At 59.1% G+C, this 22,316-nt stretch carries 25 protein-coding genes; 6 read left to right on the plus strand and 19 right to left on the minus strand.

The window, feature by feature from the left end; translation table 11 throughout:
• Positions 1-3 precede the first annotated feature (3 nt).
• Positions 4-402, minus strand: coding sequence for a phage major tail protein, TP901-1 family (locus tag B3Z17_RS04605; RefSeq protein ID WP_286828743.1), 399 nt, complete (start codon positions 400-402; stop codon positions 4-6).
• Between the two features lie 162 nt (positions 403-564).
• Here B3Z17_RS04605 and B3Z17_RS04610 point away from each other — a divergent pair, with 162 nt between their 5' ends.
• From B3Z17_RS04610 to B3Z17_RS04620, 3 genes are all read left to right on the plus strand, one after another.
• On the plus strand, positions 565-915 hold the full coding sequence (locus B3Z17_RS04610) for a hypothetical protein (protein WP_286828744.1): 351 nt from the start codon (positions 565-567) through the stop codon (positions 913-915).
• Between the two features lie 72 nt (positions 916-987).
• Positions 988-1,335, plus strand: a complete 348-nt coding sequence (locus B3Z17_RS04615; protein WP_286828745.1) for a hypothetical protein — start codon at positions 988-990, stop codon at positions 1,333-1,335.
• A gap of 74 nt (positions 1,336-1,409) precedes the next feature.
• Complete coding sequence (locus tag B3Z17_RS04620; protein ID WP_286828746.1) at positions 1,410-1,799, plus strand: hypothetical protein; 390 nt, start codon at positions 1,410-1,412, stop codon at positions 1,797-1,799.
• A 1-nt stretch (position 1,800) separates the two neighbouring features.
• Here the strand turns inward: B3Z17_RS04620 and B3Z17_RS04625 are convergent, their stop codons facing one another.
• The 10 genes from B3Z17_RS04625 to B3Z17_RS04670 form a co-directional block, all read right to left on the minus strand.
• Positions 1,801-2,214 (minus strand): DUF3168 domain-containing protein, encoded by a 414-nt coding sequence (locus B3Z17_RS04625; RefSeq protein WP_286828747.1) that lies wholly within the window; start codon positions 2,212-2,214, stop codon positions 1,801-1,803.
• A 15-nt stretch (positions 2,215-2,229) separates the two neighbouring features.
• Positions 2,230-2,556: a phage head completion protein gene (locus B3Z17_RS04630; RefSeq protein WP_286828748.1), complete on the minus strand. Its 327-nt coding sequence runs from the start codon at positions 2,554-2,556 to the stop codon at positions 2,230-2,232.
• Positions 2,553-3,182, minus strand: coding sequence for a head-tail connector protein (locus B3Z17_RS04635; protein WP_286828749.1), 630 nt, complete (start codon positions 3,180-3,182; stop codon positions 2,553-2,555). The genes B3Z17_RS04630 and B3Z17_RS04635 overlap by 4 nt, the downstream gene beginning before the upstream one ends.
• A gap of 1 nt (position 3,183) precedes the next feature.
• A complete protein-coding gene (locus B3Z17_RS04640; protein ID WP_286828750.1) occupies positions 3,184-3,465 on the minus strand; it encodes a hypothetical protein in 282 nt (93 codons plus the stop codon).
• Between the two features lie 33 nt (positions 3,466-3,498).
• Positions 3,499-3,954: a hypothetical protein gene (locus B3Z17_RS04645; protein ID WP_286828751.1), complete on the minus strand. Its 456-nt coding sequence runs from the start codon at positions 3,952-3,954 to the stop codon at positions 3,499-3,501.
• On the minus strand, positions 3,951-4,205 hold the full coding sequence (locus tag B3Z17_RS04650) for a hypothetical protein (protein WP_286828752.1): 255 nt from the start codon (positions 4,203-4,205) through the stop codon (positions 3,951-3,953). Before B3Z17_RS04650 ends, B3Z17_RS04645 begins: the two co-directional genes overlap by 4 nt.
• Positions 4,206-4,285: 80 nt before the next feature.
• Complete coding sequence (locus tag B3Z17_RS04655) at positions 4,286-4,480, minus strand: hypothetical protein (protein ID WP_286828753.1); 195 nt, start codon at positions 4,478-4,480, stop codon at positions 4,286-4,288.
• A 93-nt stretch (positions 4,481-4,573) separates the two neighbouring features.
• Entirely contained in the window at positions 4,574-9,628 is a 5,055-nt protein-coding gene (locus B3Z17_RS04660; RefSeq protein ID WP_286828754.1) for a beta strand repeat-containing protein, read from the minus strand.
• 88 nt (positions 9,629-9,716) lie between these two features.
• Entirely contained in the window at positions 9,717-10,844 is a 1,128-nt protein-coding gene (locus B3Z17_RS04665) for a phage major capsid protein (protein WP_286828755.1), read from the minus strand.
• A 190-nt stretch (positions 10,845-11,034) separates the two neighbouring features.
• Positions 11,035-11,340: a ubiquitin-like domain-containing protein gene (locus B3Z17_RS04670; RefSeq protein ID WP_286828756.1), complete on the minus strand. Its 306-nt coding sequence runs from the start codon at positions 11,338-11,340 to the stop codon at positions 11,035-11,037.
• Positions 11,341-11,499: 159 nt separating this feature from the next.
• On the opposite strand from B3Z17_RS04670, the gene B3Z17_RS04675 reads away from it, so the two are divergent.
• Positions 11,500-12,198, plus strand: coding sequence for a hypothetical protein (locus tag B3Z17_RS04675; RefSeq protein ID WP_286828757.1), 699 nt, complete (start codon positions 11,500-11,502; stop codon positions 12,196-12,198).
• A 35-nt stretch (positions 12,199-12,233) separates the two neighbouring features.
• Here B3Z17_RS04675 and B3Z17_RS04680 read toward each other — a convergent pair whose 3' ends face one another.
• Positions 12,234-12,752, minus strand: a complete 519-nt coding sequence (locus B3Z17_RS04680; protein ID WP_286828758.1) for a hypothetical protein — start codon at positions 12,750-12,752, stop codon at positions 12,234-12,236.
• 248 nt (positions 12,753-13,000) lie between these two features.
• Positions 13,001-13,546, minus strand: a complete 546-nt coding sequence (locus B3Z17_RS04685; RefSeq protein ID WP_286828759.1) for a hypothetical protein — start codon at positions 13,544-13,546, stop codon at positions 13,001-13,003.
• 79 nt (positions 13,547-13,625) lie between these two features.
• On the opposite strand from B3Z17_RS04685, the gene B3Z17_RS04690 reads away from it, so the two are divergent.
• Positions 13,626-14,366, plus strand: coding sequence for a hypothetical protein (locus B3Z17_RS04690; RefSeq protein ID WP_286828760.1), 741 nt, complete (start codon positions 13,626-13,628; stop codon positions 14,364-14,366).
• A gap of 16 nt (positions 14,367-14,382) precedes the next feature.
• On the opposite strand, the gene B3Z17_RS04695 is transcribed toward B3Z17_RS04690, so the two are convergent.
• A complete protein-coding gene (locus tag B3Z17_RS04695; protein WP_286828761.1) occupies positions 14,383-15,351 on the minus strand; it encodes an HK97 family phage prohead protease in 969 nt (322 codons plus the stop codon).
• A 114-nt stretch (positions 15,352-15,465) separates the two neighbouring features.
• Here B3Z17_RS04695 and B3Z17_RS04700 point away from each other — a divergent pair, with 114 nt between their 5' ends.
• Positions 15,466-15,741 (plus strand): hypothetical protein, encoded by a 276-nt coding sequence (locus B3Z17_RS04700; protein ID WP_286828762.1) that lies wholly within the window; start codon positions 15,466-15,468, stop codon positions 15,739-15,741.
• 8 nt (positions 15,742-15,749) lie between these two features.
• Here the strand turns inward: B3Z17_RS04700 and B3Z17_RS04705 are convergent, their stop codons facing one another.
• The 5 genes from B3Z17_RS04705 to B3Z17_RS04725 all read right to left on the minus strand — a co-directional run bounded on the left by B3Z17_RS04705 (position 15,750) and on the right by B3Z17_RS04725 (position 22,241).
• Positions 15,750-16,280: a hypothetical protein gene (locus B3Z17_RS04705; RefSeq protein ID WP_286828763.1), complete on the minus strand. Its 531-nt coding sequence runs from the start codon at positions 16,278-16,280 to the stop codon at positions 15,750-15,752.
• A 39-nt stretch (positions 16,281-16,319) separates the two neighbouring features.
• Entirely contained in the window at positions 16,320-17,492 is a 1,173-nt protein-coding gene (locus tag B3Z17_RS04710) for a phage portal protein (protein WP_286828764.1), read from the minus strand.
• 3 nt (positions 17,493-17,495) lie between these two features.
• Positions 17,496-18,797: a DNA-packaging protein gene (locus B3Z17_RS04715; RefSeq protein WP_286828765.1), complete on the minus strand. Its 1,302-nt coding sequence runs from the start codon at positions 18,795-18,797 to the stop codon at positions 17,496-17,498.
• Positions 18,733-19,173 (minus strand): transposase, encoded by a 441-nt coding sequence (locus B3Z17_RS04720; protein WP_286828766.1) that lies wholly within the window; start codon positions 19,171-19,173, stop codon positions 18,733-18,735. The genes B3Z17_RS04715 and B3Z17_RS04720 overlap by 65 nt, the downstream gene beginning before the upstream one ends.
• A gap of 248 nt (positions 19,174-19,421) precedes the next feature.
• Complete coding sequence (locus B3Z17_RS04725; RefSeq protein WP_286828767.1) at positions 19,422-22,241, minus strand: hypothetical protein; 2,820 nt, start codon at positions 22,239-22,241, stop codon at positions 19,422-19,424.
• Positions 22,242-22,316 lie beyond the last annotated feature (75 nt).

Raw genomic sequence — 22,316 nt, forward strand, 5'->3', positions numbered from 1 at the left:
GCCCTAGGTGAAGGCCACCGGACCGGCGCTTTCAAGCGAGATATTGTAGGTCACGGCGTCTTCGCGCGCGCCTGTCATGGAAAGCGTGGTGATGGCAAAGGGGCCACTGTAGGTGCCGAAGCCGGGCACCACGATCTGGCAATCCGGATGCGTGCCCGCCAGCACATGGCCGTGCGCCACAGCAAAGGCTGCATCATTCAGGAACACGCCGTTACCAGACGTGCTGATGGACCTCAGTCCAGCGCCGTCCAGCAGCTGTTTGAAGCCTGCGCTGTCCTTGCTGGTGATATCGACGGTTTCACCATTGATGCTGAACTCATTCGACTGGAAACCACCGATCAGCTGATAGTCGCTGCCGTCATGGATTTTCAGCAGCAGTTCTTTACCTTGTTGCGCGGCCATGCACGCTCTCCTTTGCAAGTTGGTTGGGATTTAATTTTGGGAAATCGAATGCTTTTGGTGCCGGTTTTCGGCACCCGTGTCGGCCCCCGCCCTAAACGAAAGTGATGAGCAGGCCGGTGAATTTTGTGCTATAATCGCTAGTCTGGTGTCAGGAGAATGCCGATGAACGGGACTGCCCGAAGGTTATCTCTGAGTTATGGTGTATTGGCCCTAGTGCTGGTCACCACGCCCCTGCCCGCAAGCGCATCCACACCGCCAGATCCAGCCGTCTCCCAATCCATGATCCATGTGGCATCACGCTGCATCAACACCATGAAAGCCTACAGGCAGGCCATCGCCTTCATTGATAAACGTCTCGCGCGCAGCCCAGCGCAGGTGACCTTTGAGCTTTCAGACGGTGACAGCATCACCCTGCTGAACCGCACCTACACATTGATGCAGTTTGAAAAACGGGTTCTGGTTGAAGGCATGCAGGCCCGCCACCACGCCTGCACCCTCGCCCTTTTGGGTTGATTTTACACAACCAGTGTTGCCAGCATTATGATTCCGCCATAGAGTGCCCTGATTAGGGAGAGGGGGAATTCCATGAACGATACATTTTCAAAAGCTTGCCTGGGCCTGATTACGCTGTCGCTGATGGCGCTGGCTTATGTACAGGTTTCCAACCATCTGGCAGCATCAAATGGCACGCAACCAAGCACCACAAAGCAGGTGGCGATGAGCCCTTCAGCCTGCATCTCGAAGCTGTCCGAACTTAAAAGCACAGAAGCAGCGCTTCAGCAGCAGTTGAAGAACATCCCGGCCATGGTCCAGGAAAAGGACGCGGACGGCAATGTCGTGTCACAAAAACCAAATCGCCTTTACGTACAACTGATGAATCAGGCTATCGATATCCGGATGCAGCAGGCTTCCCTGATGGATGAATGTGGATAACGCCAGAGCTTGAGCGCTTGAGCGCCTGAGCGCTTGTTGCTATGGTCCGCGCCGAACCAGATAAGGATAGGTCCATGTTGCGTTGTGTCAGTGCGTTTGTTGTTGCCTCTTTGATCTCAATTGGCCCCGCATGGGCAGCCACTGATGACGCCGACAAGGCGCGCATCCAGCTTCTGGAAGACCAGGTTATTGTGCTGAAGGAAGAAGTGCGCCGCCTGCGCCTGATGACATCAGAAATGCAGACCCGCCTCAACCAGGTGAATATCGTGTTGCACGACCTGCAGAAACCTGAGGTAGTGGAAACTCAGGAAGAGCCGGATGAATGCGCCACACGCATTGCGGACCTGACGAAAAAGAAAGACATGCTGATGTCCATGGGGCTCAAGGAAAGCCACCCGGACATCGTCAATATCTCCAACGTTCTCAGGAAACTTTCCGCAACCTGCGCCACCGAAAGCCGCTAGCTCACGCGGCCTCGAACAGCCGGGCACTATAGTTCAACCGCCCGCGATAAAGGCTTCCTGCTTCGCTGAACTGGGTGATAACGCTGGCGCTCCCAAGCTTGATATCCACCAGTTCATGCCCCGGCACATCGGGTGAGGCGCCAGACAGCAGCGCGTCCACCTGCGCCATCAATTCCTTGGCTTCCATCTGGCTGGGCTCCGCCGACCAGACAATCACATCAAAACTGACGGTGACCCCGTCGCGGCCCTTGACGCCCGTGTCCCGAAGCTGGGTTTCGCCAAACGCCACATAGGGCGGTCGGGCACCGAAGAGCGGTTCGTCATACACGCCGGTCACGCGGGCCTTCAGGCCCGTATCCGCCGCCAACAGGGCGAACACCGCCTGCTGAAGCTGGTGGGCAGCAAATGCTGTCATGATACTTCCCTATGTTTAATTGATTTCCTGGGCGGCGATATCGATCTGGCGGTCCTTCACGCCAACAGCCTTCAGGCTCGACACCCGGTAGCGCCGGCCCTGCCATTCGACAAACCGTGCCGCCAGGTAGGGCTTGCTGTAGGCAAGCGTGAAGCGGGCCCGGTGCGAGAGCGCCTGCCCGCCTGCCCGTTCGCCTACGCTTACTTCCTCGTCGGCTTCGGCCCACACGTCAGCGATGATCGGGCTGGTCTGGATCACACGGCCGCCCGCGCCCTGGGTTCTGTCTTCACCCATCAGGGTTATGCGGTGGCGCCGGGCGCCAAGGGGTTGGCTCTCACTCATATCTGCAACTTTCTGTAGGGCTTCAGCACGGCGCCGGCGCCGCTGGCGTCCATGGCTTTTGTGCCGGTATCGCCGCGGTTTTCAAACAAATGCGCCACCAGCATCAGAAGCGCCTGCCGGATGTCGGCGGGCACATCGTTCCAACTGTCGCCAAACCCGGTCGTCAGCTCGATGCTGATACCGTCCAGCGTGCGGCCCGGTGTGGGCCAGCTACCGCTGGTGCGGTAAAGCGCGGGCTCAAGTCCCGGTTTCAGGTTATAATTCTCTGCGTCCCAAACGGTGGCAGCACCGTCCACGTCGTAGGTCTGGATCGCGCCAATGCCGCTGACCGGCCGGACCGGCAAAGGCAAATATTCCGCCATGCGCACAAAGGCTGCCATGCTGCCTGACGCCACACCCTGCCACCAGGGCATCTGCCCCATGGACCCGGGCCAGGCATCCAGGTAAAGCGCCAGCGACCGGTTGATCAGGCACAGGCCCAGATGATTTTCCACCATTTCACGCGCGGCGCGCAGAAGGCCGCCAAGGCCCACGTCATCCGCACTGCCATCAAGCCGCAGGTGGTTCTTGATTTCATCCAGCAACAGCGGTTCGCTGGCTGGTGCTGATAGCGTCTCGATGCGCATATTATTGCTCCATGATCCGAAGGCTGAGGCTGCGTTCACCGGTGCGTCCGGCGTCGGTTTCAATATGGCAGGTCAGGCGGTAGCGGTTGCCCGCCATCCCGCCGGACACATAAATGCCCTGCACGGTGCCCACTGATGTCTGGCTACCCAGGCTGGGGGCGTCGGCGTCTGAGGGCGCGACGGTCCAGCTGGTTGCCGTGATGGTTTCACCACTGGCCAGCCAGGCGGCCCAGTCGAAGCTGTAGTCGACCGTGCTGTCCGGGTCTTTGGCATAGAAGGTCATGCAGAAATTCCTGAAGGTTGGAGGTGGTTGCGACTAGGCAGCGCGAGAGAGCGTGAACCAGCCGCTTGCGGGCGGTGTGACACGGAAGCTTGAGCGCACGGCCTCAACAGACGGCGCACTCCCGGCCAGGTCCATCACGCCCAGAAGCGGGCTTTCGGGCGCGAGCGTGCCCAGCGCGCCGTAACAGATGGCCAGATATTTGGCTGGCGGCAGGGTGACCGGATCTCCCCAGCTGATGGCGTCGCTTGTGAAAGCAGCAACCCCCGTGGCGGCCTGAATGGCACCCCCGGTGACAGACCGGCGATGGTAGTCACCGCCTGCAATCTCAAATCCGCTGACGTCCGCGAGCGTGGCATGCGCCGAAAGGTCGGGCACATATGTCGCATTCAAAAGAAGCGCGGTCAGTTTAGCTTCATCCAGCAGCTTGCGGCTGCCATCCAGAAGCGCGACCAGGGATTGGTCATAAAGCTGAAGCGGACCTGTGATCATGGCTGCACCTCATCACTTGAAGCCGAACCGGTGACCGTCGGCATGGCAGCGCCCGAAGACACCGTGACAGGCGTCCGCATACGCACGGCAAGCGTTTGCCGTGTGGCAGACAAGCCTGTGACTGTGCGACCGATCATCTCGGCCTGCTGCCCTGTGGCAGACAGGGCCGCGGCTTCGGCATCAGCTGAAAAGGGTTGCAGCCGGTCACCGGCCATCGGCGCGCCACCGGTGGGGGAGGAGGCAAGAAACATCGGCAGATCCTTGTGCGTGTGGGGTGATTGGAAAGGGCGTGGGCTGCGACCGGCAAAGCCGCACCCCACATGTGTTTCGTTTAGGCCTCAGCGGCGTCAGCGGGTGCCTGCTCTGCATCTTGCGCGGGGGCGCCTTCTGCGGAAACGATAGCGCTCAGGACATTGAAAATATCCACATAGGCCGGCATTTCAGCACCCTGCATCTGGGTGCGGGACAGGAACTGAAGCGTTGCTGCGGCTTGTTTGGCATTCAGGGTTGGGACGGGTTGTGTCATGGAAAATATCCTCTTCTATAGACGGAAAAAGGAGCGCATGCCGGGCTGGCCCTACGCTCCTCAAGGGTGAAAACGGCAGGTGATTTCAGGCTCCTAAACGGCGGTGCCTGTAGCATCCACCCACTGGCTGCCGTCTGACCAGATGGGTTTGCCAAGAGTTGTGTCAAACATAGAGGCACCAGTGCCTGAAGCCGTAGCGTCAGGACGGTTTGCTGTGGTGTCGGCCAGCAGGCGAACCACACCGCCACAGTGGACATCGCCGTCCAGGCGAGATGTACCGCCAGCGACAAACAGGCTGTAGTTATTCGTGCCTTCCGTGGGCGCATTCTGGATATAAAGCGTACTGGCATTGCTGACTGTGTCGCCGGGACCGACCGTAAGGCCAGGCTCAGACAGGTAGAGCGTGGCAACTGTCGAAATGGTCTCGCTGTTGCCCTGGGTTGTGATGCTTGCCCCAACACCATTGCCCGCCACCATTGTCGACAGCCAGGACGTGTCGCCAGCGGCACCTACAACATCAATAGAACACACCAGCCCTGCCGCAACGGTATCGCCACCGTCGCTATTAAGCGTCCCGGCAAAGCGGTTCTTATAGTATCCATTGGGCGCAACCCCGAAGGTTAGGCTGTCGGCCTCGATACGGCCGGAGGTGGTTATGTTCCCTGATGCGACGACATAGGCAGCACTATTAATACCCTGGCTCTGGAAGTTCCAGGCCTGTGCAGCATCGTCCCACACCAGGCGGTCCGTGCTGCCCGTGCGCAGGTGAATATTACCTGGCAAGGTTGCGTGATCTTCCCCGAACAGGCGGATGTTGGCGCCCTCTGTGACGGCGCTGCCGCCTGACACCACCATTTCGCCGGCAGATACGCCCTTGACCAGACTACCAAGGCCTGAGAGCGCGAGGTTATTAAAATCCCATTTATTGCTGCCGCTATCATACTTCAGCAGGGTCGTTGTATCGGTGCGGATATAAAGATTACCCGCCTCGGACGCGTGGCTGGCGCCGTAGAGCACCAGATTGGCTCCAACGTCGGTCGATGTACTGCCACTGAAGCTTAGGCTGCCCGTATCGGAGGCGCGGCGGATTGCGGTACCCCCCAGGGAAACGAGACTACCGTCACCGGAAATCTTCCACTGCTGGGAGCCGGTTATCGTGGTAGCGTCAGGGCCCGTCCAGAAGCTGATTTCGGTCGGCGCATTCATCAGCGAGGTCGCGCCCCCCAGCCGCAGCTGGTTTTCTGTGCCGTCACTGACAACCGACCAGACACCGACGGGCTCTTCCGCATTCAGATAATGGGGCACACCAACCCTGCCAACCTTGATGACGGCGTCGGTCACGCCCGCACCGGTGCTGTCGGCACCAATGCGCATCGACACATCATTGCCGGGGCCTACGCGCACGATCTTATTGCCTTCAAAATTCCATTCGGCGTTGCTGTTGTCATAGAGAAGGGTGTTTGTGGCATCGACCTTGAAAACGATGTCACTGGCCTGGCTTGCGTGATCAGGGCCGTAAAGATAGAGGTTGGCACCCGAATTAAACGTGCTACCGCCCGCGATATTCACGTTGCTGGAGCTGACATTGCTGTGCAGGCTGGCAAGCCCCGTCAGCTCATTGCCGTGAAAATGGAAACGTCCGTTTTCCTCAATTCGCAACCGGGTGACAATGCCGGTGGCCTCATCGGGCGCCGTGGCAAGGATCAGCTCGCCACTGCCCTTGCCTGTCGTGTCCGTGCCACTTTGCCCTGTCACAGACGCCACGCGCTTGCCGTCCCACCAGCTTTCAAGCGACATGATATTCTGGTTTTCGCCCGTTCTGTTCGCGTGGAATCGCTGGACAGACCCTGTATTCGAATTGTCACCCAGATCAAGATTGTCGCTGCCGATAATGACATCGCCGGCAAAGGTCGTGTCATTGAGGAATTCAATCCTGCCGGTTCCGGCTGCCATGACATTCTCAAATGTCACCTTATTGGTAGTGCCGTCTGCCTTCATCGAGGCATATAGCGCACCGCCGGGCCCGCTATGGAATGTCAACTCCGGTGCAGAACTCGCCCCCCGGATCGCAATGTCACCGGGGGTGATCGGGGCTGCAAGGCCTGCGCCGACAGTGACATTTCCTGAAAATGTGGCAGAAAGATCGTCACCAAATACCGCGACATCTGTTCCCACCGCGTCAATACCTGCTCCTGCGGAAATTTTCTGGATTCTCAGTGCTGTTTTGCCAGCGCCGGTACCATAGCGGATAATGGGTTGAATGTTGGTGCCACCCGAATACATCGAAATATACGGCGTAAAATTCGATGCTTCCAACTTGAGGGCCGCATTTACACCGTCTGGCGTCAACTGATGAAGCTGGCCAGCAAAATTGGTCGGCGCATTAATGGACAGCTGCTCTGAGGCATACAGCCTGAGCTCTCCGGAATAGGCATAAATTTGCCCGCCCTCAACGCCCAGCTCGTCATAGAAGCATGCCTGGCCATTATTGCCATCAGACGTGCTTTCCAGCTTCAAATTCTTTCCATCCAAGGACACATCGCCTGCGAAGGTCACGGCGCCAGCTGAAATCCGGAGCTGCTGCACACCCGCAACGGTGGCCATGATATGCTCAGATCCGGCATCGCTATTTCCGGCAAAACCCGTTGCCCCACCCGTGCCGTCCGAATCAATCCGGAATACTGGGTCTGTGGCACTGCCTTTCAGAAAAGCAGCGTATCGGTCTCCAGTGACCGCGCCGAAAAAAGTCGCGTTCTGGCTATCATCAAGCATCAGAGCAGGTGTGTTCCCGCCCGAAGCCAGATAGAGCGAGCCCTCAGCCCTGATCGCAAAGTCATCAGCCGTACCGGCTGAGACGGCCGCACCCGCACCACCGCCGATGTAGGCAAACGCGGTAGCCCCGTCCACCTTCTTGAACGTACCGAAGTTCCCGGCTGCACCACTGTTGGCGCTAATGTTAAACCAGTTCCCGGTCGCGGCATGAAGGGTAAGGCGCCTATCCATATGGACCTCAACCGTAAAGGTCGCTGATGCACCGGACAAGGACATTCTCCGGACATCACCGGTCAGCCACTCAAAAGTGTCGGTTACATGGTCAAAATCGAACCTGCCCTGCCGAGAGGCGACCCCAGTGGTATTGCTGTCACTGAACGCAATTCCGCCCCGCCCCGTGTCAGGGGCCTGAATAGTAATACCATTATTGCCACCAGTAAAATCACCGATTGACAGGTTCTCATAATTGGCACTTACAACACTGTTGCCGCCATTGATATTCAGATTGCCTTTGAAGGTAGCCGACTTGTCAGCGTTCAGGGTCAAGGCGATCTCGAGCGGATCCGCCGCGGTCTGTGTTGGGTGGACATAGAAATTCAAACCGGTAACATTGCTGTCAGTCCCCATCCGGACCGGTGCGATCGCGGCACCGGTTGACGCATCTGAACCGGTCGATGCCCAGGTCAGGGCCGCGTATGCTTCTCCTTCAGCTGCAATCGAGTTGATTGCATCAATCTTGATACCCGTACCGACATCCGCCTGGCTGGCGGCAGCATAAGCCCCGGAAGAGGCGGCCACCGAAACCGTTCCTGCAAAGCGGGCTGTCTCGCCAACATTGGAAAGGGTCAGGACGGCTTTGTCGCCACCATCAATGAACCGCAGCTCATCATCGGTCGCATTCTTGACATAGCTGACCTTGAATCCGTTGCCGCCGGCACCGGCCGCTTTGGCAAAGAAACCAAGCGTAGCCTGGCCACCATTGTCAGTCGCCTGCTTGCCGATAGTCAATGTCGGATTATTAGTGACCGTCTCACCAAAAGCACCGTTGCCAGTAAACGTGCCCGTGCCTGTCACGGACACAGCCCCCAATGCGTTCAGCGATCCACCAATTGTTACCACGCCAGAATTGCTGGCCGTCCGGATATCGATGTTCCCGGCATTCGCCTGACCATTCCCGGTCCCATAGAGATAGATGCGCGCATCGCTGCCCGCCACAGAACCGAATGTCAGATTGATATCCTGCTCCTGGAGGACACCGAGATACTGATTGGCCGCACCCTCGATGGCAAGGCTACCCGCGAGCGAGGCAGAAGAACCCAATGTGGTCAGCCCCTGAACTGTCAGGTTGCCGGCCAAGGTCGCGGCATTGCTGCCATCTTCAAAGGAGGCAACAACAGTTCCGCCGCTTCGCACCAGCTCGAAATCGCCATTGGTTTCATTGCTCTGGAGCAACCACCGCTCGACGCCGGTGTCCTCCTTGAATATGAGCTGCGGAGATTGGGATGCCCCTGTACTATGAAGTACCAATCGGCCTTGAGTGTCTCGTACAGTCACTCCCCCTGCAAACTGAACCGCCTTGTCCGCCCCGATGGTGAGGACGTCAGTGCCAGTATGATGCAAGCGAATGCTGCCACCAACCTCCCGCTGGTTGATGATGAAGTCTGTGGTGCTATTCTCAACCAGGATGGACGTACCATTGCCCGCAGCGTTGCCGGTACTGCTGTTTGACAGATGCAGGTAGGCATTCACGTCCTGATGAATATGCAAGCCGGTATAAGCTGGCCCGGAACCAACCCCGACAGCGCCTTCAAACAAGGCTTCACCCTCAATCGTCAGCCTTTGTGCCAGCGCATCCGCGCGCAGGAATTCCGTGCCCGCATTGTCATACAGCTTCAGCAGGCCGTGATTGTCGGTGGTTCCCACATCGAAAACTGTGTTGCCCAGGCTGTTTTCATAGCGGGTATACCCTGTCAGCTTCACGCCGCCATCTTTCAGAAGCACACCATCGGCAGTCACGCCAGCATCTGGTGTTACCTCACGGATGATGTCAGCGTCATGGGTGGGCGACAGCAGGAAGTCCGCCGTGGCCGCACAGTAGACGCGCACGTTGCCCGACAGGTCAATCGGTGTGGCACCGGCCTGCACATAGGTGCCGTCCACGAGGGTTTCGGCCACCTCTGTACGCGCAAGCGTAGCCGCGTCCACCAGCGTACCAGTGCCGATTTCATAATTATCGCCATCCTCAATCACATAGATGACGCCCTCACCCGCGCCGAATGCGTCGGAGAAGCTGATATGCCCCGGCAGCGCGCCATCAAGCGCAATGTCACCGGTGCCGGTGGTGGATGTGAGTTCGCGAACCCGGTTTGCCAGCATGAGAAAATCCCTGATCGAAGATGGAGGAGAATTGAAAAAGGGCGGCGCCGAAGCCCCGCCCCAACATCCGTTTGATTACGCCTGCGCTTTAGGCCACGCCGAACTTCAACAGCTTGAGCGCATGGTCATTCACCAGCGCGCCGCCCACCCGGCGGGTGGCATAAAAATGTACATAAGGCTTGTTGGTATAAGGGTCGCGCAGCACCCGGGTGCCGGTGCGTTCCACCAGCGTATAGGCGCGCTCGAAATTACCGAAAGCAATGGAGGCGCTATCGGTGCCGATGTCCGGCATGTCTTCAACTTCAAGCACCGGATAGCCCAAAAGCGTGTCCGGCTGGCCTTCCGCGAGGCCCGCCCGCCAGATGAAATTGCCGTCCGCATCCTTGAACTTGCGCACGGTCGCGAGCGTCTTGGAGTTCATCACAAAATGCGCACCCTGGCGGTAGCGAGCAGACAGGGCATGCACCAGGTCAATCAGGATATCCGCCGGATCGGAGGCCGGGAAGGCCGCATCCATACCGGTCGGAATATACTGGAGTTCGCCAAAGGCACGGGTATCGTCATCATTGGTCGACTGCGTGTAGGTCAGGAAGCCCTGGGGCATATTGTTAGCCGCACCAGTGCCGTTGACGATGGCTGCGCCTTCTTGCGCCGCGAATTCTTCGGCAACTTCTTCGCTCAGCCAGGCTTCAGCATCGAACTGCATGTCATCAAGCGCGCGCTGGGTGGCCGCAGCATTGGCATACAGCTCGCCCGGCGTGATCACCACCTGCTGCAGGGACGGCGCTGCCGTTTCACCGCGCGCCGCTTCTTCGCCAACCCAACCGGACGCTGCACCGCCGGTGTTCACGAGGCGCTTATAATCAGCCGTCTCAATGGTTTTCACCTTCACGACCGAGCGCAGCGGCGACAGGATGCGCAGCTGTTTCTCGATTTCACTGTCGATCACCATCGGCACGGCATAGCCGCCGTCACCGCCGGTTGTCAGCGCCTTGGCTTCCAGTGCCTTCAGGGCGTCCGTGTCACCCTTCTGGATGAAACGGTCGAAGAAGGCCGCCTTGTGCTCCGTCGCGTCCTCGCCGCCAAAATCACTGGCCGCACCGGGGCGGGCGAGTTTGGTTTCCAGCATGTCCAGCCGGTCTTTCATGGCCATCAGGCCGCTTTCCGCCGTGTCGGTATAATCGTCAATGGCAGCTTTCAGATCTGTCATTTCCATGACATCTGTCCTTTCGTCTATTTGGTCGTCATATGATTGTTGTGCGTGAAATGCCGGTTGCCGCACCGGCGGGCGGGTGGCCGTGCCTGCCTCACGCAGACGAAAGTGGCCAAGAAAAAGGGCCGCAAGCATCCCGCTCGCAGCCCTTTGGATTTTCAAACATGCGGGCCGTTGCCCGATCCTGGAGGCATCAGCACTGGTTAGAGTAGCTGACCTCCTTCACCAGAAGCTTGTGGTTAGCGTATATGTGGTCGCCCGCGAGCGTCTTGCCGTCATTCAACTTGCGGCCGCCCTTCATCAGGTCGAATTTCCGGGCCTGCAAGCCAAATTCACCAGCAACCATCGCCTTGAGCGAACAAACCGACATGGTTTCCACCTGGCCCACGTCAAAGCGTTTGGCCCCTGCGCCCCAAACCACCTCAACCTTGTCGCCGGCAAACGCCGCGCCAGAGGCCACGGCGCTCAAAACCACGCCTGCCACCAAAAGCTTTTTCATATCCCCCATCCTTTCCTGATTTTCAAAAGTTCGGAGCTCAGACTAGCGGCACAAAAACTGATTGTAAACCAACAACCCTCGCGATATGTTCACTTTTTGTTCATGACGCTGTCAGCAACCTCATGGCTACAATCAACCTTGCAACTCAGGGGTAAGCACATGTTGAAATATCTCGCCGGCCTGGTGTCCGGGCTTCTGCTCGTTCCACTTGGTCTGTATCTGTTTCTGTCACCAAAGGCCTTCTGGAAGTCCTATGGCTATATGACTGACGATATCGGCCTCTATTCGGACGGGACCAGTGTCGGCAGCAGCTATAACTACGCCCTGGGGGAAAACCTCAGCAATGATTCCGGCCTGTTCGAAACCGATACGCTGCAGCTCGTGGAAATCGCCCCGGTCCAAACCTTCGCCGCAGGCGACATTGAGCGGGTCTGCCTCATGCCCTCCTGGTACGGGGACGACGTCTTCGCGCAATATAATGTCCAGGGGTTTCTCACAGCCGAGACCAAGGCCCGGGTTGCTGAAAAACTGGCCCCTGATGCAGGCAAGCAGTTTTCCTTCCGCCTAAAGGGGACAGAGCTCTCAAGCTTCATCCTGTCGGCCGACCTTCTGAAAGACTTTGGCGACGGGAAACGACCAGATACTGTGGAAAGTGATTTCGAGTTCGAGGTACCTGAAGGTGCCACCTTCACGGGGCTCTATTACGCCCACATCCTCTCCGGCGGGAAGGACCTTGAGATGTGCGAGCCAACCGACAGCGCGGACATGATCCCCCACTATCAGGACTTTATGGACACTATCACCCGTGCCAGCACTGAAAAGCAGGCAGCTCAAAATGGCGAGGCCGGCGCAGATTAAGCGCCAGCCGGGACTGATCAGTGGACCAAACCGGGTCAGCGAAACAGAAAGCTCACTTTCACTTGGTCAAAGCCGATGGTCTTGCCCCGGATGCTGATTTCCTGGGTCCCTGCTGCTGCCATGAAGCTGTTTGCTATACCGTTGCCGTTTGACTGCCAGGTGCCTTTCTGGCGCCCTGTTGGCGACATATAATAAAATTCGAGAAACAACGGCCCCTTGAGTGGGTTACGGGCAAGGCTGTTTGCGAAACGGGAGACCAGAAGCTTGAAGCTGGTTGGTTTGGCCAGTGTAAAGGCCGGCACACGCTCCCAAGGGCTCCACAGCCCCGTCACCCTTAGCTGGACAGAGGGCAGCATTCGCTTCTGCTCCAACTGTGCCTTGCGGGCCTTCAGGGTGTCCACCAATGCTGCGATCTCAGGCCCAGTGGTCAGGTCGTCTGCAGCAAAACCTTTCACCGCAATCGAACGGGCGCGTGGGGGCGCATAACCCTGCTCGATCAGGAAGGCTTCAAACGCCTGCGGGTTCCGCGCGATATCACCATTTGAATTGACCATGATTGTTCACCTTTTGTCTTAACGATCCTGACATGATAGGTTGCATTCCAAGACCACACAGGGTCATGCAGGAACAAGAGATCAGCTTTCCGGAGAAGCCTTTCATGGATGAAAACGCAGAAGATAAACCCAAGTCTTACCGCCTGAAGCCCTATTACAGTGGCATGCTGTTAGGCGCCCTTCTAGTCATCCTCTATTATGAAGTGATTGCCTAGAAGCCGGGGCCTGTCTTTATCAGGCCTACTGGATCAGCCCAGCCTGACATCATAACTGGTTGATCCTCGATGAGCCTTGATCTCAACATTCAGTCGCTTCAACAGGCCGCCACGCGGACCGCCCAGAATGCGCTCAAGCCAGCTGGCATCGCCGTCACGCACGCGCAGTCGCGCGTTGAAGCGGCCACGGCGGCCATCACCGTACAGCAACGCGTCTCGCGCGACCGGGCCATTTTCTGTCCAAAAGTGGTAATAAACAAGGGCATCAAAGCTGACATCCCGGTCTTTCGGCGTAATGGAAACAGCCACCCATTCATGCGCAATACTATAGAAGCGCTCCTGCCGTACCGTCTGGCCTTCGTAAACATCAATGCGCGATGCTTTTGCCTCAAGCGCCTGACGCCTACACTCCAGCTCGCCAACCACATCGGCGATCGCGGGGGTATTGGCAGGCTGTGGGAGTGTCACAAACCCTTTGGTGGTAATCGCGTGGGCGCGGGCGGGCACATAACCCTGCTCGATCAGGAAGGCTTCAAACGCCTGCGGGTCCCGCACGATATCACCATTTGAATTGAACATTATTGTTCACCTTTTGTTCATATGTTACTTACATGATAGGTTGCAAATTTCAGGCATGAATCGAGATGGGGACCACATTATGAACCGGACAAAAGCCCTTGTGCTGATCACACTCGCGTTTCTCACCGGGGGCATCGTCAGCTATCTGTTCTTTCCCCACTGGACCTATTCAGACACCCCCTACGAACCGCCAGAAGCGGTTGAAACAGCGCATACGCGGGAGATGACGTCCCATTCTGGCGGTCCCAGAATCTGGCTCGACACCCCGGCACGGGACGGCTTTCTTTCTTCGGTCACGACACCCGAGCCAAGCCTGAGCGTCGTTGCCTTCAACCCCACGCTCACCATCAGGCCTTCAGACCTCGCTGATAAATGCATCTATTATGCAGGCGGTGCCGACCTGAGGCTGTCCCTGTTCCCAGACCGCCAGACGGCGGAGAGCATCGAAGCCCTCGCCCGCCTCAGCAGCAGGGAAGCAGGCACCAGCAAGCCCTACATGCTCTTGAGCAGCCCCGGGGCGATCCACGCCGTATGGGGCAGCAACCAGGACTGGATCGCGGAATACGACACCATGGTGGCCCAATCTGACGAGCCAGATAATATAAGCGGCTGGAACCGCATCGATCTGATGGAAGAGCCTCAGCATATCGTCGACACCTTCCGCCATATCATTGCCTGGTCAGGCGGAAAAAAGGTCCGCTTCTGCCGCAAGGATGATGAGGCCCGCGTCACCGAGCTTCTGGCCGTCGCTTCGCGCTATATGGATGCAGAGCAAGCCAGGACATTGTTCGAGCCCACGGCCAAGCCGCCTGCCGACTAAGGCGCGGAAGCGGCCCCTACCGCCGTTTGATGCGCACTTTCACCCGCCGGGGCTGGTTGGATTTGTTGGTTACAGTCACATGGAACAAGACCATTGGCGGTATAAGCCCTGTGCTGATGTCAAAGTCCTTCCTCCCGGCACCGGCCACCCGGAAAGCAACGGGGGCGCCGCCCGCATATGTCAGCCGCACATCAAGCGGCGTGTCACTGTTGCCGGCGGCAAAAACTTCAATACTGAACCTGCCATCTGAAACCCGGGAAAAGGGCGTGAAGGAAAATGCTTTTCGCCTGCCCGCCGGTATCATTTGTGTGTCGTCTTCCTTGCGCTCCAGGGCTGCCTGCCGGGCCTTTACCTCGCCAACAATATTGGCGATTGCTGTGTGATCGGGCGTGCCGTCAAGCGGCGCCAACCCTCTGGCGGTGATGGCCTTGGCGCGGCTGCGGGAGATGCCGTGGCTTCTCAGCATGCGCTCAAAGTCGCGTGGGGTTTCCGGCAGGCCGGCGCTTTGGGATTTAACGCCCGTGACCCGTGCCAGCTCATTGGCCGGGAAGGTGACAAGCGAAATCTCCATCAGCTCTGCGCGCGTGATGGTGCGGGTGCCGGAGGCCGCGTCGCGTGATGCCTCGCGGGTCACGAACCCGATCGACAGGCCGTCCAGCGCGCCCATTTTAAGTAGCTCATAAGCCTCACGCCCGCGCCCTTCCATCGACAGGCGGCCCTTCACATAAAGGCCCCTCGCGTCTTCGCGCACCACATCGAACCGGCCGATGGGTTCCTTGGCGTTATGCTGCCACAGAAGCGCCGGCATGCGGCCCTTCAGGCTTTCCCCGAACGCCCCGCGGGCGACCACATCACCGTCGCGGTCCAGGTTGCCAAAGATGGCGCCGTAACCTTCGAAGGTGCCGTTCTCGCCCGTCTCATCGGTGGCTTTGACCTCCAGGGGCACGGCGGCCATTTCCCGCGTCATGGTTTGGCTTGCTGCCATGGATCGCTCCTTCTTGCGCGCCGGGCCCTGCCAACTGCTGGACAGGGCCTGCGCGTGCTGCTACGAATTTTTACCTGGGAGGCACATAAGCGCCCCCTTTGCGAGGATTTGAAAATGTCTGATCACCCAACCAGTGCGCCGCAGGCGGCAGACTCAACAAAGGTCGCCAAATACCGGGCGTGGCTATCTGTGGTTTCCCTTTTGGTCGCTGCCCTTTTCGGCACGCTGGCCATGGGTTCCTTCGCTGCCGGTGAAGGCCTGGCGGGCGACGCCGCGCCGGATGACTTTGCCCGCATCATCATCACCTTCAATATATTGGGTATCGTGCTTTTCGGCTTTACCGCCGCCACGCTATACCTGGCTTGGCGCTTCCGCCCGGGTGGGGATTAAAGCGGCGATTAGTCGATCTTGCGGTAGTCCACAACGTATGGGATGCCGAATAGGCCGTCACCAACTTTAAGTTCAAGCTGATCCCCTCGCGTGAGTTCTGACAGCGCCATGCAGTCCGCCTGTAACTCAAGCGCATCTTCACCAACTGGCCAGCCACCGACCAAAATAAACTCGAAATTCAACCGCCTGACATGGCGCTGGCCAACGTCTGACACCTGAACCTCCACTGAGTATGTCGGATCAAAGTCCAGCAATTTGTTGGCCCAGCACAGAGCCAGGAAGACATAACCTGACAGCATCAAGGTCATGACCGCGTCGCTGAAAAGATGCCGCGCAGTTGGCTGATAGCGCCTTTTAACCAACGCTTTCGGCTCCCATTGGGCAAAAATCCAGAAAAGGATCGTCAACCCCCAAGCACCGATGAAAATCGGAAGCTTCCATATGGCGCCGCCAAACATGGCTGCTCCGGGAACACCCGTTAACAAAAGTATGAGCAAGCCGCCGATAAACAGGAATTTGTAAATTTTCGCCCCCCACAATGCCCTACCTGGATTAGGTAAGCGCAACAGTAAGATGGTTCAACCTTTGTTGTTCCCAAAGCCCAGGATCTTGCGTTTTTCGGGGTCGGTGAGGAAGGCGGCGTTTGCGATGCGGCTGAAGCGCGCGGCGCGTTTTTCAGCCAAAGCCGGCACTTCATCAAAATCAGGCACCAGCTTGAGGCCGCTCCCGCCGTCCTTGGCATATTTGGGTACCAGCCAGTTTGTCAGTTCCTGCGCAATATCGCCCGCCAGCGGCATCACTGTGTCTTCCCACAAGCTGGCGCGGGCTTCTGAATAGTTCGAATAGGTCTGCGCGTCCGGGACACCCAGCATCTGGGGCGGGACACCAAAGGCCATGGCGATCTCCCGCGCGGTCATATTCTTGGCGGCTGTCCAGTCCATATCCTTGGGGCTTAGCCCCATGTCCTGCCACTTGAGGCCACCTTCAAGAAGCAGCGGACGGCCCGCGTTGGCGGGGCCGGTGTGGCGGGCTTCCACCTGTTCCTTCAGGCTTTTGAACTGGGCGTCCGTCAGCGGCGCATCAGCACCTTCCTGATACAGCACACCCGACGGCGTACCACCATTCTGGATCAGCGCCAGGTTCCAGCGCGTGCCTTCATTATAGCTGTCCACCGCCAGCGCGGCGGCTTCAAGGGGCGCAAGGCCATACCAATCACTGAGCGGGTTGAAGCTTTTCCAGTGCAGCACACTATCCGCGGCGAAGCGCTGTTTCTTGCCACCGACGTTTTGCTCGAACCCGCGCGGCAAGCCGTCCTCGCCCGCCAGCACGCTCATGCTGTCGGGGCGCATCAGCCACAGTTCCTTCGGCGCGCCGCCTTCGGGCCCGACACTGAGCGCATAGGCATTGCCCGCGATCAGATAATAGCCCGTCAGGTTATAGAAGAAATTCTCACCGCTCACCCGCGGGTTGGGACGCGAAAGCAGCGTCAAAAGCTCATGCTCGTCCAGCCGCACGTCGCCGCGATAAAGCCGCATTGGCACGCTGGCGATGGCGCGGGCGAGGAGATTAATAGCCCGGTAGGCGATGACATTGTCGCGGTAGCCTTCCGCCGCCAGCGCGTCATAGCGCCGGGGTGTGGCCACCGCCTGACCGGGGGTAATGCGCGACAGGATCGGCCTTAAGGTAGACTTCTCTTCGTTTTGCGTTGCCGCGTGCTGTCGCGCACTGAAAATTCGGTTCCAAAATGCCATGGGTCATAGCGTCCTTATGTTGGGGTGGGCCTGTGCCCGAAGCATGAGATCAGAAAGCGCCCACACGAGCGCGTCGACCCGGTCCGGGCTGCTGCCGCCTTGCCGCATGCCGGTAAATTCACACATCTGGTCCTCCAGAAGCGCAAGCGCGCCCACATGGTGCACCAGGCCACGTTCATAAAGCGCCGCGACGGGTTCCGCCCGCACGGCTTTTGAGCGCGTGGCATGCACCGTACGCACCGGCACACTGGCGTCCACCTGACGGATCAGGCTTTCCACCATGGCGCCGCCCTGATTTATTTCGGCAACGATACGATCCGCCTGCAGGCTGTGATAAAGCCCCACGGCTTTGGACGCCCAGGCATGGGGAGAAAGCCCCTGCGTGGTGCCGTCCATGAGCACATAAGCATGCCCGCGCACGTCCTTGCCCACGGCCACAAGGCCGCATTCATCGGCCTTCTCGCCTGCGGTTGCTGGCGGGTCCACCGCCACCACAATGCGCTCCAGCTGGGGTGCGGCGCTGACGCGGGTGTCGTCCAACATGCTGCGGCACCATAAGGCGCCCGGCACGTCCTCCAGTATTTCAGCCATCAGCTCCTGCCGCCCCAGGCGCGTGCCTTCATATTTGGCGATGATCTCATCGCGGAAGCTGGGGGCCAGATTGTCCAGATTGTCGAAGGTCGAGCCCTTGGTGACCGCCACATTCGCCGCCGCCACCAGCTTCTTGAGTAAGGCCGTCGGCTTCGGCGTGGTGGTGATCATGGTGCGTGGCTGCCGCCCGAGCCTGAGACCGAACATCAGCATGTCCCACGTGTCTTCACCGCGCCGCCAGGCACACAGCTCATCCGCCCAGGCGGCATCATGCTGGGGCCCGCGCAGGCGCTCGGGCTCTTCGGCACCATAAAGCGTTGCCACCGCGCCCGATGGCCATTCAAGCATGCGGGTTGAGGACGTAAATTTGGGCCGCGCCCAGGGTGGGCAAACGGCCAAAATGCCGCTGTCGCCTTCCACCATCACGGCGCGGGCGTCAGACAGCGTGGGGGCAATCAGCGCAATACGCTTGGCCTGCCCGCCTTCCACCAGCGCGCGCACCCATTCGGCGCCTGCGCGGGTTTTGCCAAAGCCGCGCCCCGCCAGCACCAGCCAGTGGGCCCAGTTGCCCACAGGCGGCAGTTGGCTTTCGCGTGCCCAGAAGCGCCAGTCATACAGAAGCGCGGCGGCTTCAATGTCTGTCAGGCTTTCAAGAAGCTTTATCCGCTCCGCCGCCTTCAAGCGCAGAAGCGAATTTTTCGAATAATGTTTCACGGGCGCCCTTCACCTGGTCTTCAAGGGTCCCTTCCCCCGCTGTCCGCTCCCCGTGGCGCTTGAGAAGGAACATCAGCATTTGGTCGGAATATTCGGTGACATGGCCCACCAGCTCGCCGCCGCGGTAGACCGGCTTTTTGGTGCCCTCAAGCGCCCGCCGCGCGGCTTCGCGCTCCAGGGCTGTCAGGCTTGTCCTGAGGGCCGTCTGCCATTCTTCGGCAAAAACAGGGTCCTTGTCGCGCCACTTATAGACCGTGCGCGGCTGCACGCCGGCTGACTTTGCCGCGTCCTTCACGGCAGCACCCGTGGCCAGCGCGCCCAGGAAGTCAGCCTGGCGTGCTTTACGCGCCTTTGTCGCCTGGGTTGGGAAGGTCATGGCATATCCGGGATAAAAGAAAACCGCTGAAAGCACAGGTGCCTCAGCGGTCTGTGTTGAAGCCCCCTGCCCGGGGCCGCAAGTCTCGATTTGATGAAATAAATATACAAAAACCCCGATTAGGGTGCAAGCTATTTTTTACGATTATCGTAATTTTTGAAACACCCCCGATCTCAGATGGAAAAGGCAGGCGAAACCGCCTGCCTTTGATGGCTTGGTCGGCTGGGTCGCCCCAGAAGACCCGACCGTTAGAAGAACTGAACCGGGCCGTCTGCCTGCTGGCGGTATTTCAGTACCGACACCGGTAGCTCCACATTGGGGGCGGCAGCGGCGAAGCGGATGAGTGCGTCGAAGAAAGACACCGTCACGTCGCTGGCCACATATTTACCGCCATAGCTTGGGTTGTTCCAGGGCTTCAGGCCTTTGGTATATTGCGCCACAAGGCCTTCGATCTGGGCCTGTGTCAGGCCTTTGGTAGACACGATCTTGCCCAGCGCACTGAAGGCTGTCGCCAGCTTGGCGGGCATGTCCTGCAGGATCAGGAAAGATTCCCGAACCTGTGAGGCCGCCGCCTCGCTGGCACTGATGTCAGCCGCCATATCCTTGATCTGGAAGAAGCCGACCTTCAGGAACTTGGTCACCTGCTGCTCGCCCGTGAGGGTGGTTTCCCAGTCACTGCCGAACAGCTGCCCCATATAGGCCCGCAGGTAGGTGTGGTTGGCCAGAAGAGCTTGTGCCGCGCAATTCACGGCCGTGGCATAGTCACTGATCATGGCGGTGCAGAAGGCATCGGCGCTGGCTTCATCGAACGACAGCAGCACGGTGAATTCCTCGCCCGGACCGTTTTCCTTGCCGTAATCGACCATGGCCTGCGCCCGGTCCATTGGCACCAGCTTGATGCCCACAAGGCGCGCCAGATATTTCTGCATGTCGGCGGCTGAGATTTCGCCCTTGTCCGGATCACCGCCGTCCTTGGAGGTCAGCGTGAACTTCATACCGTCTGTGTTTTCATTCGCCGCGCGGTCCAGAGCATAGGTGGACGCCGCGCTGATATCGAACGTGCGGCTGCCCCACCAGCTTTTCTTCACCCGTTTGATGTCTGCCGTGGCCACCAGCTGAATGCCGGACGGCAGGCGTACCACGCTGACGCCCGACTGGGCGGTGATCGAACTGGCGAAATCCATGCCCAGGAAGCCAACCGCCGCCGTGCCGGTGCGGGTGGTTTGCCAGATGCCCTTGAGGGACCCTTCAAGGAAAGTCACGCCCGCAGGCAGGCTGGCAACCGTGGGGTCAAGCCAGCCGCGCACGGTGCGGTGCGGCTTGGCCAGCAGCGCGTTATACTGTGTCTGCGCGCCCGCGAGCGTATCAGTGCCGTCAGCGGCCGTCGGGCTGAACTGGAATTTGCCAAGCCCGGTAATCAGCGACTTATTCTCTGTCTGACGGGCAATCGAGACCGCCAGCAGTTCAGACGAGTCGTCCGAGATATAATCTGTCACCTTCTTCAACTGGCCGCGAATGTCTTCAATCACACCCAGCACCTTGGCGGCAAAATTATTGATGTCCTTCAGGTGCAGCAGCTTGGCGATTTCCTTCTGCACAGCCGCGTCCAGGCTGTTGAGTTTTTCGGTCACGTCAGACACCAGCTGTTGCTGCGCCCCGGTGACCGCGTCATCCACCTTCGAAAGCTGATCATTGATACCGGTGCCGACACGCTCCACCAGCTCTGCCTTGATCTCTTCTGCGAGGTCCGTCAGGCCCGTGTTCTGGGCAAGGGCCGAGTTCTTGAACAGGCCCAGCACATCATCGGCCTTGTCCCCAATGAAGGTACCCAGGTCATCGCCAATATCGGTGACCGTCCAACCTGCTGGCTTGCCCAACAGTTTGCCCAGAAGCGTGTTGAAATCCGTGTCCGCCGCCAGTTTGGCGAGGACTGTTTTTTCAATATACTGGCCGGGCAACAGGGTGTTGAGCTTGTCCTCAAGGGCGAGACCCTTGTTGATAACGCCCTCGACCTCATCAAGCCCCTTGCCCACGTCGCCCAGCGCTGTGCGGATCTCGGTCAGCACGCCTTGGCCGAGGGCGGCGATGCCCACCGACAGGCCAAAGGTGAAGCCCGCGGTCTTGACATTACTCTCATTCGAATTCAGGTCCACGATCAGCGATGCGCCCTCGCGGCTGACCCCCATGGTGACATGCTTGCCGTTCACCAGACTGGCGCTGATACCGAACTTGATACTGCCCACCTTGAAGGGGATGGTGGCGGCGATATTGCCGCCCGCGGACATATCCGTGCCGCGCTTCAGCGTGATGTTTTCCAGCGCCACATAACCATCTGAAACGCCAATGGCGCTGCGCGTGGCCTCAAAATCCGTTACGTCGAAGCCAACCTGCGTCAGCCCCGCGGTCATGGCCAGCAGCATGGGCACGGCGGCGTCATTGGCGACGTCCACCTTGAAGCCGAAGTCCACCGATTCCATGTAGGAAAACTTGGCCGATGCCCCAAGCGAGAGGACAGAGAAGCTGGCCTGCGCCTCCGCCCCCACGCCGATGCGGCCTTCTGCCGTCAGGTGGAAGCTGGTACCGGGGATACTGTCGGGCGCTGCCGTGTCGGTGGGGTCCACCACAAAGGCCATGCTGCCTGAGGCGCTGAGGTCCAGCGCGAAAGTGGCCAGCTTGATGGTGCCGGGCAGCTGTTTGGAAAAATCGCCCACGTTCCAGTCGATGGTGCGCTCTGCCGCGCTGCCTTCCGCCACCACGCGCACGGGCTTGAAGAGGCCAGTGATATTCTGGATTTCCGCCAGCGGCTTGGCCAGTTCCTGCTCGGCCTTGTCGGTCAGCTCGCTGCCAATGGTGGCCTCCAGCTTGGCCTTCAGGGCCGCCGCGTCGCCCGAAATGGCGGTCACGCCGGTTGAGGCAGCCTTGACCACCTCGAACAGCGGCTCGGCCACCGTGCCCACCACAGGCGCCAGTTTGCCGGCAATCAGCCAGGGGTTGCCGTAAGCTTTCTTCCAGACTTGGGTTGGCGCGGCAGCTGCGGCACCGGTTGCTTGTTCATCAGGCGGGGTCATTGTTCAGCTCCTGGTCAAATATCATGAATAGGCCACCCATACGGGGCAGCCGCCCAACGCATTGGTCAGCGGATT

It is taken from the genome of Kordiimonas sp. UBA4487 (assembly GCF_002389025.1).
In the GTDB taxonomy this organism is placed as follows: domain Bacteria; phylum Pseudomonadota; class Alphaproteobacteria; order Sphingomonadales; family Kordiimonadaceae; genus Kordiimonas; species Kordiimonas lacus.

Bases quoted from the DNA above. Each gene is read 5' to 3' on its own strand.
- B3Z17_RS04605 (WP_286828743.1), bottom strand. From the start codon at position 402: ATGGCCGCGCAACAAGGTAAAGAACTGCTGCTGAAAATCCATGACGGC.
- B3Z17_RS04610 (WP_286828744.1), top strand. From the start codon at position 565: ATGAACGGGACTGCCCGAAGGTTATCTCTGAGTTATGGTGTATTGGCC.
- B3Z17_RS04615 (WP_286828745.1), top strand. From the start codon at position 988: ATGAACGATACATTTTCAAAAGCTTGCCTGGGCCTGATTACGCTGTCG.
- B3Z17_RS04620 (WP_286828746.1), top strand. From the start codon at position 1,410: ATGTTGCGTTGTGTCAGTGCGTTTGTTGTTGCCTCTTTGATCTCAATT.
- B3Z17_RS04625 (WP_286828747.1), bottom strand. From the start codon at position 2,214: ATGACAGCATTTGCTGCCCACCAGCTTCAGCAGGCGGTGTTCGCCCTG.
- B3Z17_RS04630 (WP_286828748.1), bottom strand. From the start codon at position 2,556: ATGAGTGAGAGCCAACCCCTTGGCGCCCGGCGCCACCGCATAACCCTG.
- B3Z17_RS04635 (WP_286828749.1), bottom strand. From the start codon at position 3,182: ATGCGCATCGAGACGCTATCAGCACCAGCCAGCGAACCGCTGTTGCTG.
- B3Z17_RS04640 (WP_286828750.1), bottom strand. From the start codon at position 3,465: ATGACCTTCTATGCCAAAGACCCGGACAGCACGGTCGACTACAGCTTC.
- B3Z17_RS04645 (WP_286828751.1), bottom strand. From the start codon at position 3,954: ATGATCACAGGTCCGCTTCAGCTTTATGACCAATCCCTGGTCGCGCTT.
- B3Z17_RS04650 (WP_286828752.1), bottom strand. From the start codon at position 4,205: ATGTTTCTTGCCTCCTCCCCCACCGGTGGCGCGCCGATGGCCGGTGAC.
- B3Z17_RS04655 (WP_286828753.1), bottom strand. From the start codon at position 4,480: ATGACACAACCCGTCCCAACCCTGAATGCCAAACAAGCCGCAGCAACG.
- B3Z17_RS04660 (WP_286828754.1), bottom strand. From the start codon at position 9,628: ATGCTGGCAAACCGGGTTCGCGAACTCACATCCACCACCGGCACCGGT.
- B3Z17_RS04665 (WP_286828755.1), bottom strand. From the start codon at position 10,844: ATGGAAATGACAGATCTGAAAGCTGCCATTGACGATTATACCGACACG.
- B3Z17_RS04670 (WP_286828756.1), bottom strand. From the start codon at position 11,340: ATGAAAAAGCTTTTGGTGGCAGGCGTGGTTTTGAGCGCCGTGGCCTCT.
- B3Z17_RS04675 (WP_286828757.1), top strand. From the start codon at position 11,500: ATGTTGAAATATCTCGCCGGCCTGGTGTCCGGGCTTCTGCTCGTTCCA.
- B3Z17_RS04680 (WP_286828758.1), bottom strand. From the start codon at position 12,752: ATGGTCAATTCAAATGGTGATATCGCGCGGAACCCGCAGGCGTTTGAA.
- B3Z17_RS04685 (WP_286828759.1), bottom strand. From the start codon at position 13,546: ATGTTCAATTCAAATGGTGATATCGTGCGGGACCCGCAGGCGTTTGAA.
- B3Z17_RS04690 (WP_286828760.1), top strand. From the start codon at position 13,626: ATGAACCGGACAAAAGCCCTTGTGCTGATCACACTCGCGTTTCTCACC.
- B3Z17_RS04695 (WP_286828761.1), bottom strand. From the start codon at position 15,351: ATGGCAGCAAGCCAAACCATGACGCGGGAAATGGCCGCCGTGCCCCTG.
- B3Z17_RS04700 (WP_286828762.1), top strand. From the start codon at position 15,466: ATGTCTGATCACCCAACCAGTGCGCCGCAGGCGGCAGACTCAACAAAG.
- B3Z17_RS04710 (WP_286828764.1), bottom strand. From the start codon at position 17,492: ATGGCATTTTGGAACCGAATTTTCAGTGCGCGACAGCACGCGGCAACG.
- B3Z17_RS04720 (WP_286828766.1), bottom strand. From the start codon at position 19,173: ATGACCTTCCCAACCCAGGCGACAAAGGCGCGTAAAGCACGCCAGGCT.
- B3Z17_RS04725 (WP_286828767.1), bottom strand. From the start codon at position 22,241: ATGACCCCGCCTGATGAACAAGCAACCGGTGCCGCAGCTGCCGCGCCA.